10 protein-coding genes, 1 tRNA gene and 1 pseudogene are annotated in these 13,334 nt (G+C 69.8%); 7 read left to right on the forward strand and 5 right to left on the reverse strand.

Annotated elements, in window-relative coordinates; all coding sequences use genetic code 11:
- Positions 1–45: 45 nt before the first annotated feature.
- Positions 46–119 (reverse strand) — tRNA-Gly (locus AC07B0_RS15715).
- Between the two features lie 477 nt (positions 120–596).
- Here AC07B0_RS15715 and dcd point away from each other — a divergent pair.
- Positions 597–1,184 (forward strand): dCTP deaminase, encoded by a 588-nt coding sequence (gene dcd, locus AC07B0_RS15720; RefSeq protein WP_356873563.1) that lies wholly within the window; start codon positions 597–599, stop codon positions 1,182–1,184.
- A complete protein-coding gene (locus AC07B0_RS15725; RefSeq protein ID WP_356873565.1) occupies positions 1,181–1,681 on the forward strand; it encodes a phosphoribosyltransferase in 501 nt (166 codons plus the stop codon). The genes dcd and AC07B0_RS15725 overlap by 4 nt, the downstream gene beginning before the upstream one ends.
- Before the next feature lie 94 nt (positions 1,682–1,775).
- On the opposite strand, the gene AC07B0_RS15730 is transcribed toward AC07B0_RS15725, so the two are convergent.
- Positions 1,776–2,690 carry a Yip1 family protein gene (locus tag AC07B0_RS15730; RefSeq protein ID WP_356873567.1) on the reverse strand — a complete coding sequence of 305 codons (915 nt, stop codon included), beginning with the start codon at positions 2,688–2,690 and terminating at the stop codon, positions 1,776–1,778.
- Positions 2,691–2,934: 244 nt separating this feature from the next.
- Here AC07B0_RS15730 and AC07B0_RS15735 point away from each other — a divergent pair, with 244 nt between their 5' ends.
- Positions 2,935–3,966: a hypothetical protein gene (locus AC07B0_RS15735; RefSeq protein ID WP_478898398.1), complete on the forward strand. Its 1,032-nt coding sequence runs from the start codon at positions 2,935–2,937 to the stop codon at positions 3,964–3,966.
- A gap of 848 nt (positions 3,967–4,814) precedes the next feature.
- On the opposite strand, the pseudogene AC07B0_RS15740 reads toward AC07B0_RS15735, so the two are convergent.
- Together AC07B0_RS15740 and AC07B0_RS15745 are read right to left on the reverse strand one after the other, a co-directional pair.
- Positions 4,815–7,073, reverse strand: a pseudogene (locus AC07B0_RS15740) ((Fe-S)-binding protein); the annotation flags it as partial.
- 110 nt (positions 7,074–7,183) lie between these two features.
- Entirely contained in the window at positions 7,184–7,717 is a 534-nt protein-coding gene (locus AC07B0_RS15745) for a sugar transferase (protein ID WP_478898400.1), read from the reverse strand.
- 196 nt (positions 7,718–7,913) lie between these two features.
- On the opposite strand from AC07B0_RS15745, the gene dnaK reads away from it, so the two are divergent.
- The 4 genes from dnaK to AC07B0_RS15765 are packed head-to-tail and all read left to right on the forward strand — an operon-like array spanning position 7,914 to position 12,104.
- Positions 7,914–9,761, forward strand: a complete 1,848-nt coding sequence (gene dnaK / locus AC07B0_RS15750) for a molecular chaperone DnaK (RefSeq protein ID WP_356881880.1) — start codon at positions 7,914–7,916, stop codon at positions 9,759–9,761.
- Positions 9,761–10,429 carry a nucleotide exchange factor GrpE gene (gene grpE, locus AC07B0_RS15755; RefSeq protein ID WP_356881877.1) on the forward strand — a complete coding sequence of 223 codons (669 nt, stop codon included), beginning with the start codon at positions 9,761–9,763 and terminating at the stop codon, positions 10,427–10,429. Before dnaK ends, grpE begins: the two co-directional genes overlap by 1 nt.
- 39 nt (positions 10,430–10,468) lie before the next feature.
- Complete coding sequence (gene dnaJ, locus AC07B0_RS15760) at positions 10,469–11,650, forward strand: molecular chaperone DnaJ (protein WP_356881875.1); 1,182 nt, start codon at positions 10,469–10,471, stop codon at positions 11,648–11,650.
- A gap of 1 nt (position 11,651) precedes the next feature.
- A complete protein-coding gene (locus tag AC07B0_RS15765; RefSeq protein WP_356881873.1) occupies positions 11,652–12,104 on the forward strand; it encodes a heat shock protein transcriptional repressor HspR in 453 nt (150 codons plus the stop codon).
- Positions 12,105–12,224: 120 nt separating this feature from the next.
- Here AC07B0_RS15765 and AC07B0_RS15770 read toward each other — a convergent pair whose 3' ends face one another.
- On the reverse strand, positions 12,225–13,259 hold the full coding sequence (locus AC07B0_RS15770; RefSeq protein WP_356881871.1) for a helix-turn-helix transcriptional regulator: 1,035 nt from the start codon (positions 13,257–13,259) through the stop codon (positions 12,225–12,227).
- Positions 13,260–13,334: the final 75 nt, after the last annotated feature.

Genomic DNA, 13,334 nt, shown 5'->3' on the forward strand with positions numbered 1-13,334 from the left:
CCGCAGAAAACAAAAGCCCCAGGTCGCTGACCTGGGGCTTTGCTATGGAGCGGATGACGGGAATCGAACCCGCGCTATAAGCTTGGGAAGCTCATGTTCTACCATTAAACTACATCCGCACAGGCGGTCCAGTTGCCTGGATCCGTACCGTTGCTCACTGTACCCCATGATCGACCCGCGGTGAATTCTCCCGCGTGGGGGCGTCGCGTCACGGGGGCAGGGGGGCGCGTGGGGGCGGGAGTTGGGGCGTAACGTAGGGCACCGGGCGGCGGCTGGAGTGGCGGCTGGAGCCAGGTCCCGAACATCCCCTAATGTGGCGATTCATCGCAGTACGGCTCGTTGGGGAAAGGGACTCGATGGAGCACACCGTCGTCCGTTGTGCCGAAGGGCACGTTTTCAGTACCGCCTCGTTTCCGCTCCAGCACCTCGGTGCCGGCCGGATCGGGCCCGGGCGGCTGCTGAGGTGCCCGCGGTGCGCGCGGCTGAGGCATGCGGTGCCCGTGGGCGGCGTCAAGCGCTGACCGGGGAGTCCGGGCGGGGCGCGCGGGCCGGCTCTCGATTGGGGGTGGCCCGGGCGCTCTGCGTATCCTCGGGACGTGCTTCTCTCCGACAAAGACATCCGGGCCGAGATCGACAGCGGACGGGTTCGCATTGACCCCTTCGACGAGTCGATGGTGCAGCCCTCCAGCATCGATGTGCGTCTCGACCGGTTCTTCCGGGTCTTCGAGAACCACCGTTACGCCCACATCGACCCCGCCGTCGAGCAGCCCGACCTGACGCGCATGGTCGAGCCGGAGGGTGACGAGGCGTTCATCCTCCACCCGGGCGAGTTCGTGCTCGCCTCGACGTACGAGGTCATCACGCTCCCCGAGGACATCGCCTCCCGCCTGGAGGGCAAGTCCAGCCTGGGCCGCCTGGGTCTGGTGACGCATTCGACCGCCGGGTTCATCGACCCCGGCTTCTCGGGTCACGTGACCCTGGAGCTGTCGAACCTCGCCACCCTGCCGATCAAGCTCTGGCCGGGGATGAAGATCGGGCAGCTGTGCCTGTTCCGCCTCAGCTCGCCCGCGGAGTTCCCGTACGGCAGCGAGCGGTACGGCTCCAGGTACCAGGGGCAGCGCGGGCCGACCGCCTCGCGCTCCTTCCAGAATTTCCACCGCACCCAGGTGAGGCACGAGGCATGAGTGACGGAGTACGCGAGAACCTCGACTACGAGGGGTTCGGTCGCGCCGTGCGCGAGCTGGCGCAGACGATCGCCGATGACGGCTACGAGCCCGACATCATCCTGAGCATCGCCCGCGGCGGGGTCTTCGTCGCCGGCGGGCTGGCGTACGCGCTCGACTGCAAGAACATCCACCTCGTGAACGTGGAGTTCTACACCGGCGTCGGCACCACGCTGGAGATGCCGGTCATGCTGGCGCCCGTGCCCGAGGCGATCGACTTCACCAACAAGAAGGTGCTGATCGCCGACGACGTCGCCGACACCGGCAAGACGCTCAAGCTCGTCCACGACTTCTGCCTCGGCCACGTCGCCGAGGTGCGCTCCGCCGTCATCTACGAGAAGTCCCACTCCCTCGTGAAGTGCGAGTACGTGTGGAAGAAGACCGACGAGTGGATCAACTTCCCGTGGTCGGTCGAGCCGCCCGTCGTCAAGCGCGAGGGCCAGGTCCTCGACGCCTGAGCCGCCGTTCCACGAGCCCGCAGTCTCACGGGCCGCAGTTCATGACGAAGGGGCCCGCCGCGCCGACCGCGCCGCGGGCCCCTTCGTCGTGACGTCAGAGCGTGCCGAGCTTGATGATCGACAGCAAGGCGATCAGCTGGATGGCGGAGGCGCCGAGCGCCTTCTGCCACGGCAGGTCGTGCGACTTGCTGATCAGCGACGTGAAGAGGGCGCCGGCCGCGAGCCAGGTGATCCAGCCCAGCACCTGGACCACCATGTTGTCGCCGCCCAGGAACACCGCGAACAGCAGGCGCGGCGCGTCCGTGATGGTCATGACCAGCATCGACAGCCCGACCGTCGGCTGCCACGCGCCGTCGCCGCCCAGCTGCCGGGCCAGCGTGTGCGTGACCGCGCCCAGGATGAGGCCGCAGATGACGAAGGCCAGCCCGGTGCTGAGGACGATCGGGATCGCCTGGGTGAGGGTCGCCTTTATGGCGTCCTCGCGGGCCTTGTCGAAGCCGAAGACCGCGAGCATCCCGTAGAGGAACGTCACGATCAGCGCCGGACCCCACACGGCGTAGTCGCGCATCTGGTGGAAGGTCGGCCCCGGGCGCATGACGATGCCGCGCAGGAGCTCCTTCCAGTGCAGCCGGGGCCCGACGGGGCCGGCCGCGGCCGCGCCCGCCTGGTAGGTCGGGCTCTGGCTGTACGGGTCCTCGCCGAAGGAGAAGGCCTGGGTGTGGCCCGGGTTGTTCGCGTACGAGGGCTCGTGCGGGCCTCCGTAAGGGGCCTGCGGCGGCTGCTGCTGGCCGTACGGGTCGAAGTACTCGGGCTCCCCGTGGCCCCCGGCGGCAGGCTGCTGAGGCCAGTGCTGCTGAGGGGGCGGACCCGCAGGAGGGTAGGGCTGCTGACCGTACGGTGCCTGCGGCGCTTGCTGCTGCTGACCGTACGGCTGCTGCCGCGGGGGTTGCGGGGGTTGTTGCGGGGTGCGGTTGTTGTCCCGGCCGCGTCCGATCCTGAATCCAGCCACGTGATCGAAAGTACCTGCTCGGCGGGCCGAGGGTGGCAGGGGCGCCCGAATAGGCGGCCTTTGCGGCTGAGCTGTGACATCCCCTAGGGGATGCCCGGACGGGGGGCCGGTGGGTGGTTTACGTGGCTGCGCGGCAGTCTGCGGGGGTTCGTTACGTTGCCGACGGAATGCCTACATATCGGGCCCGTAGCTTCGTCGGTGTCGTCGCCACGGAGTCACGAACGAGCAGGAAAGAGCCCGCACCATGCGCAGCACCCGCCGCACCACCCTTCGTACCGCCGCCGTCTCCGCCGGGGCGGCCGCCGTCCTGGCGCTGCCCGTGGGGTCCGCCTTCGCGGACTCCCCGACGGCTCCGGAGCCCGAGGTGCTGCCCGGGATCGAGCAGCCGGCGGTGGACCCGACGGCCCCGCCGGTGACGCCGCCGGTGACGCCTCCGGTCACCCCGCCGGTGACGCCTCCGGTCACCCCGCCGGTGACGCCTCCGGTCACCCCGCCGGTGAAGGAGCGGGTGTACGTCACCACGGTGAAGCTGGCCGACGGTTCCGTCGCCAAGGTCTACAAGTCCGGCGACCGCCGCTTCGAGGCCGACGTCTTCGCCGGCGGCACGAAGGTGGGCACGCTGGTCAGCGAGAACGGCCGGTCGACGAACGCGTCGCACAACGGCCTCCACGTCACCCTGCACGGCAACGGCACCGTCACCTCGTGGGTCGAGGGCGGACGGAAGCCGGCCGACAAGGCCGAGAAGCCGAAGCCGCAGCCGAAGCACGAGGTCAAGAAGGAGAACTCGGTGCGCCTGACCATGCCGGACGGGCGGATCGCGAAGCTCGTCGACGGCCACCGCGGCAAGCGCGTGGAGATCTTCATGCCGAACGGGAACTTCCTCGGCGCGATCGACATGAAGCACCCGAGCGCGATGAACGACGGCTGGACGTACAAGCTCGTCCAGGACGGGAAGCGGGTCAAGTTCGTCGTCATCGACGGGAAGCGCGGCGGCGACAGCTGGGTCTACGACTTCGCCACCGGCAAGCTGATCGAGAAGTACACGGTGGAGAAGGAGAAGGCGACGGGGAAGGCGAAGCCCGCCGCGCTGGTCGAGCCGGTCGGGAAGAAGTCCGAGTCCGACGAGCGGATCGTCCCCAAGGGCGGCGTGAACGCCGGAGCCGAGGGGGTCGCGCGGCACGGCGACACCCCGGCGCTGGTGGCCGCCGGCGGCGGCATGGCCGCGGTGGGCGCGGCCGGACTGGGCTTCGCGATGCTGCGTCGCGGCCGCGGCTGACCCCGCCCCGCCCCTGACCAACGGAACGGCCGGACCCCTGACGGGGTCCGGCCGTTCCTGCGTGCGGTGGGGCGAAGCTACTTGACGCCCTTGGCCTCCGCGCCGCCCGAGTCCTTGTCCGCGTCCGAGTCCGAGGCCCTGCCCTCGTCCCCGTCCTCGGCCTCAGCCTCGCCGTCGGCAGCCCCCTCGGTCTCCGCCTCGGCGGCCTTGTCCTCGGCCTCCGCCTCGGCGGCGGCTTCGGCCACGGGCTTCGCCTCAGCGGCGTCCTCGGCTACGGGCTTCGCCTGAGCGGCGGCCTTGCTCTCGGCTTCCGCCTCGGCGGGGGCCTCGGCCACGGGCTTCGCCTCAGCGGCGTCCTCGGCTACGGGCTTCGCGTCGGCGGCGGCCTTGTCCTCGGCTTCCGCCTCGGCGGGGGCCTCGTCCTTGGCCTTCGCTGCGACCCCGGGTACGTCCTTGGTCTCCGACCCGAGGGCGGCAGCAGCAGCGGGCTTCGCCTCGGTGGCTTCAGCCACGGGCTTCGCCGCGGCCGCGGCCTTGTCCTCGTCCTCGGCTTCGGCCACGGGCTTCGCCTCGGGGGCGGCCTCGTCGTCCTTGGCTTCCGTCTCGGCAGCGTCCTCGGCCGCGGCCTTGGCGGCGGCTTCGGGCTTCGCCTCGGCGGCGGCTTCGGACTTGGCCTCGGTCTTGGCACGGGCCGGCTCGGCTGCGGAGGCCGGCTCGGCTTCCGCTTCCGCATCCGCCGTGGCCTTGGCTTCCGCCTCGGCAGCGGCAGCCGCAGCGGCCTTCGCCTCGGCCTCCGCCTTCGCGGCGGCCTCCGCCTCCGCCTTCGCGGCCGCAGCCGCAGCCGCCTCTTCCGCCTCCTGCGCGGCCAGCGCCTCCGCCAGTTCCTCTTCCGTCGGCTCGGGGGCCTTCACCGATTCGAGGAGGAGTTGGGCGACGTCGACGACCTGGACGGTTTCCTTGGCCTTGCCGTCGTTCTTCTTGCCGTTGACGGAGTCGGTGAGCATGACGAGGCAGAAGGGGCAGGCGGTGGAGACGATGTCCGGGTTGAGGGAGAGGGCTTCGTCGACGCGTTCGTTGTTGATGCGCTTGCCGATGCGTTCTTCCATCCACATGCGGGCGCCGCCGGCGCCGCAGCAGAAGCCGCGTTCCTTGTGGCGGTGCATTTCCTGCTGCCGCAGGCCGGGTACCGAGGCCATGATCTCGCGCGGGGGTGTGTAGACCTTGTTGTGGCGGCCGAGGTAGCAGGGGTCGTGGTAGGTGACGAGTCCGTCGACGGGGGTGACCGGGGTGAGGCGGCCTTCGTCGATGAGGTGCTGGAGCAGCTGGGTGTGGTGGATGACCTCGTACTCGCCGCCCAGCTGGGGGTATTCGTTGGCGATGGTGTTGAAGCAGTGCGGGCAGGTCGAGACGATCCGCTTGGCGGACTTGGGCTTCTTCGTCGCGGGGTCGTCGTCGTCCTCGCCGAAGGCCATGTTCAGCATTGCGACGTTTTCCTGGCCGAGCTGCTGGAACAGCGGTTCGTTGCCCAGGCGGCGTGGGGAGTCACCGGTGCACTTCTCGTCGCCGCCCATGATCGCGAACTTGACGCCGGCGATGTTCAGGAGTTCCGCGAAGGCCTTCGTGGTCTTCTTGGCGCGGTCTTCGAGGGCGCCGGCGCAGCCGACCCAGTACAGGTAGTCGAACTCGGAGAGGTCTTCCGCGTCCTTGCCGATGATCGGGACGTCGAAGTCGACTTCCTTGGTCCACTCGACGCGCTGCTTCTTGGCCAGGCCCCAGGGGTTGCCCTTCTTCTCCAGGTTCTTGAGCATGGTGCCCGCCTCGGAGGGGAAGGCGCTCTCGATCATGACCTGGTAGCGGCGCATGTCGACGATGTGGTCGATGTGCTCGATGTCGACGGGGCACTGTTCGACGCAGGCGCCGCAGGTGGTGCAGGACCACAGGACGTCGGGGTCGATGACGCCGTTCTCCTCGGCGGTGCCGATCAGCGGGCGTTCGGCTTCCGCCAGGGCTGCGGCGGGGACGTCCTTGAGCTGTTCGGCGGTGGCCTTCTCGTTGCCTTCCATGTCCTTGCCGCCGCCCGCGAGGAGGTAGGGGGCCTTGGCGTGGGCGTGGTCGCGCAGCGACATGATCAGGAGCTTGGGGGACAGCGGCTTGCCGGTGTTCCAGGCGGGGCACTGGGACTGGCAGCGGCCGCACTCGGTGCAGGTGGAGAAGTCGAGGATGCCCTTCCAGGAGAACTGCTCGACCTGGGACACACCGAAGGAGTCGTCCTCGCCCGGGTCCTCGAAGTCGATCTCCTTGCCCCCGCTGGTCATCGGGAGCAGCGCGCCCAGCGCGACCGCGCCGTCGGCGTTCCGCTTGAACCAGATGTTCGGGAAACCGAGGAACCGGTGCCAGGCCACACCCATGTTGGTGTTCAGCGAGACCGTGATCATCCACGTGAAGGAGGTGACGATCTTGAGCGCCGCGAAGAAGTAGGTGAGGTACTGAAGCGTGCTCAGGCTCAGCCCGTCGAGGGCCGCGATCAGCGGGTACGAGGCGAAGAAGCCCGGCTCCCAGCCGTCGACGCCGTGCTGGGCCCCCTCCAGCGCGCGCAGCGTCATGATGCAGATGCCGACGATCAGGATGACGGACTCGACGAAGTACGCCTGGCCGGTCTTGGAGCCCGTGAAGCGGGACTTGCGGCCCGCCCCGCCCGGCCGGTTCAGCTGCCGGATCACGATCAGGGTCAGGATGCCGAGCACGGTCATCAGTCCGAGGAACTCGGTGAAGATCTCGTACGGCAGCCAGTCGCCGATGATCGGGATCAGCCAGTCGGCCTGGAACAGCTGGCCGAAGGCGTTGACGATGGTCAGCAGCAGCGAGAAGAAGCCCACGGCCACGAACCAGTGCGCCACGCCGACGATGCCCCAGCGGTTCATGCGGGTGTGGCCGAGGAACTCCTTGACCAGCGTGACGGTGCGCTGCGTGGGGTCGCCGGTGCGCGTGCCCGCGGGCACGGGCTGGCCGAGGCGCACGAAGTGGTAGATCTGTGCGATGGCTCGGCCGAACAGCGCGACGGCTACCACCGTGATGACCATCGAAACGATGATCGCGGCGAGTTGCATGGAAGGGCTCCTCGGGCGGGACTTACTAAGCGGTAACTTATTGAGTCAAGGCTTGAGGTTACCCATTCCCCGCGTCGCAATGTAGGCGCGCGTGCGGTGATCTGTGTCGCTCAGGCTTGCCTCTGTCGGTAGGCCGCCCGGGGCGTCTGAGCGAGGATCGCGAGATCCATCCCCAGCCAATGGCTCTCCACATAGTGCCGGTCGAGCAGGGCCATCTCCTCCCAGGGGAGGTCGGAGCGTGCGCTGACCTGCCACAAACCGGTCATACCGGGGCGCACGAGAAGCCGCTCCGGGCGGTCCGTACCGCCTTCCGGGCGGGGGCCGACCAGGGACATCTCCCCCCGCACCACGTTCAGCAGCTGCGGCAGCCCGTCCAGCGCGCAGCGCCGGACCGCCGCGCCGACCCGGCCCGCACCCTCGGTGCGCAGCCGCCAGGTGCGGAAGGGCCGCCCGCCGAGTCCGGCGGCCGGGGTCCGTACGAGGACGCCCGCGCGGCCGGCCGCGTACAGCAGGGCGGCGGTCAGCAGCAGCGGGAGGGCCGTCACCCCCAGGAGTACCAGCGCTCCGGCGAGGTCGAGCACCCGCTTGGCGGGCGGCCTGGCGGGCAGGGTCCACCGGGCGGGGAGCGTCAGCAGCAGGGGCATGCCAGCACGGTGCCGGAAGGCCCCCGCGCCCCCGGCGCGCCGCGCGGCGCGGTTCCCCCGCTCGGCCCCCGCCCCGCGCGGGTTGCGCGTAAGGAAGGCCTAAAGGTTGAGCCCCCTCGACTCAGCTCTGTTGACGGACGGGCGAAGGTGGGGCATTCTTGAGCCTGTTCCACTCAAGTCAGCTGGAGGAATCAAAATGGCACGTGCGGTCGGCATCGACCTGGGCACCACTAACTCCGTCGTCAGCGTTCTCGAAGGCGGCGAGCCCACCGTCATCACCAACGCCGAGGGCGCCAGGACCACGCCGTCCGTCGTCGCCTTCGCCAAGAACGGCGAGGTCCTCGTCGGCGAGGTCGCCAAGCGCCAGGCGGTCACGAACGTGGACCGGACCATCCGCTCCGTCAAGCGCCACATGGGCACTGACTGGAAGATCAACCTGGATGGCAAGGACTTCAACCCGCAGCAGATGAGCGCCTTCATCCTGCAGAAGCTGAAGCGCGACGCCGAGGCCTACCTGGGTGAGAAGGTCACGGACGCGGTCATCACCGTCCCGGCCTACTTCAACGACTCCGAGCGTCAGGCGACGAAGGAGGCCGGTGAGATCGCGGGTCTGAACGTCCTGCGCATCGTCAACGAGCCGACCGCCGCCGCCCTGGCCTACGGCCTCGACAAGGACGACCAGACCATCCTCGTCTTCGACCTCGGTGGCGGCACCTTCGACGTCTCGCTCCTTGAGATCGGCGACGGCGTCGTCGAGGTGAAGGCCACCAACGGTGACAACCACCTCGGTGGTGACGACTGGGACCAGCGCGTCGTCGACTACCTGGTGAAGCAGTTCGCCAACGGTCACGGCGTCGACCTCTCCAAGGACAAGATGGCGCTCCAGCGCCTGCGCGAGGCCGCCGAGAAGGCGAAGATCGAGCTGTCCTCCTCCACGGAGACCTCGATCAACCTGCCGTACATCACGGCCTCCGCCGAGGGCCCGCTGCACCTGGACGAGAAGCTCACGCGCGCCCAGTTCCAGCAGCTCACCGCGGACCTCCTGGACCGCTGCAAGACCCCGTTCCACAACGTCATCAAGGACGCCGGCATCCAGCTGTCCGAGATCGACCACGTGGTCCTGGTCGGCGGCTCCACCCGCATGCCGGCCGTCGCCGAGCTCGTCAAGGAGCTCACCGGCGGTCAGGACGCCAACAAGGGCGTCAACCCGGACGAGGTCGTCGCCATCGGCGCGACCCTCCAGGCGGGCGTGCTCAAGGGTGAGGTCAAGGACGTCCTGCTCCTCGACGTGACCCCGCTGTCCCTCGGTATCGAAACCAAGGGCGGCATCATGACCAAGCTCATCGAGCGCAACACGACCATCCCGACCAAGCGGTCGGAGATCTTCACGACGGCCGAGGACAACCAGCCGTCGGTGCAGATCCAGGTCTACCAGGGCGAGCGCGAGATCGCGGCGTACAACAAGAAGCTCGGCATGTTCGAGCTGACCGGCCTGCCGCCGGCCCCGCGTGGCGTCCCGCAGATCGAGGTCTCCTTCGACATCGACGCGAACGGCATCATGCACGTCACGGCCAAGGACCTCGGCACGGGCAAGGAGCAGAAGATGACCGTCACCGGCGGCTCTTCGCTCGGCAAGGACGAGGTCGACCGCATGCGCCAGGAGGCGGAGCAGTACGCGGACGAGGACCTGCGCCGCAAGGAGGCGGCCGAGTCCCGCAACCAGGGCGAGCAGCTCGTCTACCAGACCGAGAAGTTCCTCGCGGACAACGCGGAGAAGGTCCCGGCCGACGTCAAGACCGAGGTCGAGACGGCCGTCACCGAGCTGAAGGACAAGCTCAAGGGTGACGACGCCGCCGAGATCCGCACCGCGACCGAGAAGCTCGCCGCGGTCAGCCAGAAGCTCGGCCAGGCCATCTACGCCGACGCCCAGGCCGCCCAGGCGGCCGGTGGCGCCGCGGGTGACGCGGGCCAGGCCAAGGCCGACGACGACGTCGTCGACGCGGAGATCGTCGACGACGAGAAGCCGAAGGGTGGCGCTGCCTGATGTCGGAGGAGACCCCGGGCTTCGACGAGAAGCCCGAAGTCCCCGCCGACGGCACGCCTGACGACGCCGCCGAGCCGAAGGCCGCCGACTCCTCCCCGGAGGGGGAGGCGGCCCCGGCCGGGGACTCCGCAGCAGCAGATGTGGCTCTGCTGGCGCAGCTGGACCAGGCCCGTACCGCGCTCTCCGAGCGCACCGCGGACCTCCAGCGGCTCCAGGCGGAGTACCAGAACTACCGTCGCCGCGTGGAGCGGGACCGGATCGCCGTCAAGGAGATCGCGGTCGCGTCCCTGCTGACGGAACTCCTCCCGACCCTGGACGACATCGGCCGGGCGCGGGAGCATGGCGAACTGGTCGGCGGCTTCAAGTCGGTGGCCGAATCGCTGGAGACCGCCGCCGCCAAGATGGGGCTGCAGCAGTTCGGCAAGGAGGGCGAGCCCTTCGACCCGACGATCCACGAGGCCCTGATGCACTCGTACGCGCCGGACGTCACCGAGACGACCTGCGTGGCGATCCTGCAGCCGGGGTACCGGATCGGCGAGCGCACGATCCGCCCCGCGCGGGTCGCGGTGGCCGAGCCCCAGCCGGGCGCGGCTCCCGCCGCCAAGTCCGAGTCCGCAGACGGCGACACGCCGTCCGACAAGGACACGGATGCCCCCGACAAGGGCTGACGTCCACCATGTAGGGAACCGAGAGGAGGGCCACCGGGGATGAGCACGAAGGACTTCGTCGAGAAGGACTACTACAAGGTCCTCGGTGTCCCGAAGGACGCGACCGAGGCCGAGATCAAGAAGGCGTACCGGAAGCTCGCGCGCGAGTTCCACCCGGACGCCAACAAGGGCGACGCCTCGGCCGAGGAGCGCTTCAAGGAGATCTCCGAGGCGAACGACATCCTCGGCGACGCCAAGAAGCGCAAGGAGTACGACGAGGCCCGCGCCCTGTTCGGCAACGGGGGCTTCCGCCCCGGTCCGGGCGGGGGCGGCGGCTCGTTCAACTTCGACCTCGGCGACCTCTTCGGAGGACAGCAGCAGGGCGGTCCGGGCGGCGGCTTCGGCGGCGGTCTGGGCGACGTCTTCGGCGGTCTGTTCAACCGCGGCACCGGCCCCGGCGCGGGAACCCGCGCCCAGCCGCGCCGCGGCCAGGACATCGAGTCCGAGGTCACGCTCTCCTTCACGGAGGCCGTGGACGGCGCGACCGTCCCCCTGCGGATGTCCTCGCAGGCCCCCTGCAAGGCCTGTTCCGGTACCGGTGACAAGAACGGCACCCCCCGGGTGTGCCCGACCTGCGTCGGTACCGGCCAGGTCTCGCGGGGCAGCGGCGGCGGCTTCTCGCTGACCGACCCCTGCGCGGACTGCAAGGGCCGCGGCCTGATCGCGGAGACCCCCTGCGACGTCTGCAAGGGCAGCGGGCGTGCCCGCAGCTCGCGGACCATGCAGGTCCGGATCCCGGCGGGCGTGTCCAACGGCCAGCGGATCCGGCTGCGCGGCAAGGGAGCTCCGGGCGAGCGCGGCGGCCCGGCGGGCGACCTCTACGTGGTCGTCCACGTCGACACCCACCCGGTGTTCGGCCGCAAGGACGACAACCTGACGGTGACGGTCCCGGTGACCTTCGCCGAGGCCGCGCTGGGCGCCGAGATCAAGGTCCCGACCCTGAACGGCCCCGCGGTCACCCTGAAGCTCCCCCCGGGCACCCCGGGCGGCCGTACGATGCGGGCCCGCGGCAAGGGCGCGGTCCGCAAGGACGGCACCCGCGGCGACCTGCTCGTCACGGTGGAGGTCACGGTCCCGGCCGAACTGTCCGACAAGGCCCGCGAGGCCCTGGAGATGTACCGCGACGCGACGGGGGCCGAAGACCCGCGCGCCGCGCTGTTCGAGTCCGTGAAGGGAGCATGAGATGGACGGCCGCCGCAGGAATCATTACCAGCTGACCGACGACACCCCGGTCTACGTGATCTCGGTGGCCGCCCAGCTCTCGGGCCTGCATCCGCAGACCCTCCGCCAGTACGACCGCCTCGGCCTGGTCTCCCCGGACCGCACGGCCGGCCGCGGCCGGCGCTATTCGGCCCGGGACATCGAGCTCCTGCGCACCGTGCAGGCGCTGTCCCAGGACGAGGGCATCAACCTCGCGGGGATCAAGCGGATCATCGAACTGGAGAACCAGGTGGCCGCGCTCCAGCAGCGCGTCGCCGAACTGTCCTCGGCCGTGGACGGGGCGGCCGCCGCCCTCCAGGCCCGCGAGGCCCAGGTGCACGCCTCGTACCGGCGCGACCTGGTCCCGTACCAGCCGCCGCAGCCGGGCAGTGCCCTGGTCGTCTGGCGGCCCAGCCCCAAGCGCCCGCTCGACTGACGGCGCCGCGCGGCACGCGACAAGCGGGAAGGCCCCGCCCGGAACGCTCCGGGCGGGGCCTTCCCGTGTCCGGCCCCGGCGGCGGGCCCGGAGGGCCCCTGACGGCCCCTCACGGGCCCCTCAGGGCTCCGGGAGCGGCGGCGGGCCCGAGGAGTCGCGCAGGATGCCCGACTGGGCGATGAGGAAGCCGAGCTGGGCGCGGCTGCCGCTGCCGAGGGCGGTGGCCAGCTTCGCGATGTGCGCGCGGCAGGTCCGTACGTTCATGCCCAGCCGGCGGGCGATCGCCTCGTCCACGTGCCCCTCGACGAGGAGTTGGGCGATGGAGCGCTGCACGCCCGAGATCCCGTCGGGCATGTGCGTGTACGTGACCTCCTGGCTCAGCGGTACGGCGCGCCGCCACAGCTGCTCGAAGACCTTGATGAGGTAGTCGACGAGCCCGGGGTGGCGCAGCTCCAGGGCCACGCGGCGGTCGTCGCTGACGGGGATGAAGGCGACGGTGCGGTCGAACACGATCAGCCGCTCGATGAGTTCTTCGAGGGTGCGGATCTCCACCTTGCCCGTGGAGATGCGGTCGACGTAGGCGAGGGTGCCCTGGCTGTGGCGCGCGGTGTGCTGGTAGAGGGTCCGGATGCTCACGCCGCGGTCGATGAGCGGGGCGTCCCGTTCCAGGGCCTCGCTGAGGGCGAAGGAGGGGCGGGCGCCGCCGGGCTGGACCGTCAGCATTTCCGTGTGACACTCGGCGGTGGCCAGGTCGAGTGCGGCGTTGATCTGGTCGAACCCCTCCAGCACCGTGATGGCGTGGGTGTTCGCGGGGTTTTGCGCACTGATGGTCAGGAACGGCTCGAATGCATCGGTGAGGTCCACGGCACTGCGCCGACGGTCCTGGATCTCCCGTTCGAGAGGATGGAGACGCTGCGCCAGGGCGACCGCCGGGGGAACCGCGCGGAGCTGGTTCGCGTCATCCGGGTCGGGTCGCAGCAGAGCGAATTCGAGCAGGCAGGGGACGTTTTCCACCTCGCTGCGAGGTACCCGGCCGGCGCTGAGCGCCGCCGCGTAAAGTCGTGCCCCCTCGTCGCACATGGACGTGACGGGGTGGGGATGTGTCGGGTTTGTGTCGTTTATGGGCAAATCTCCACCCCCCAGGGTCCTGAACATGCAAGAACATGATGCATCGTCCCTGTGGCCGTAACGTGCCTGAATGAGCCATGGTCTGACGTGCGGGGGAGAGGA

Source organism: Streptomyces sp. NPDC044704, assembly GCF_056433525.1.

What these genes read in the sequence shown, in the direction of transcription:
- grpE (WP_356881877.1), top strand. Translation starts at nt 9,761, where the DNA reads ATGTCGGAGGAGACCCCGGGCTTCGACGAGAAGCCCGAAGTCCCCGCC.
- AC07B0_RS15745 (WP_478898400.1), bottom strand. Translation starts at nt 7,717, where the DNA reads ATGCCCCTGCTGCTGACGCTCCCCGCCCGGTGGACCCTGCCCGCCAGG.
- AC07B0_RS15735 (WP_478898398.1), top strand. Translation starts at nt 2,935, where the DNA reads ATGCGCAGCACCCGCCGCACCACCCTTCGTACCGCCGCCGTCTCCGCC.
- dnaK (WP_356881880.1), top strand. Translation starts at nt 7,914, where the DNA reads ATGGCACGTGCGGTCGGCATCGACCTGGGCACCACTAACTCCGTCGTC.
- dnaJ (WP_356881875.1), top strand. Translation starts at nt 10,469, where the DNA reads ATGAGCACGAAGGACTTCGTCGAGAAGGACTACTACAAGGTCCTCGGT.
- AC07B0_RS15725 (WP_356873565.1), top strand. Translation starts at nt 1,181, where the DNA reads ATGAGTGACGGAGTACGCGAGAACCTCGACTACGAGGGGTTCGGTCGC.
- AC07B0_RS15770 (WP_356881871.1), bottom strand. Translation starts at nt 13,259, where the DNA reads ATGTTCAGGACCCTGGGGGGTGGAGATTTGCCCATAAACGACACAAAC.
- AC07B0_RS15765 (WP_356881873.1), top strand. Translation starts at nt 11,652, where the DNA reads ATGGACGGCCGCCGCAGGAATCATTACCAGCTGACCGACGACACCCCG.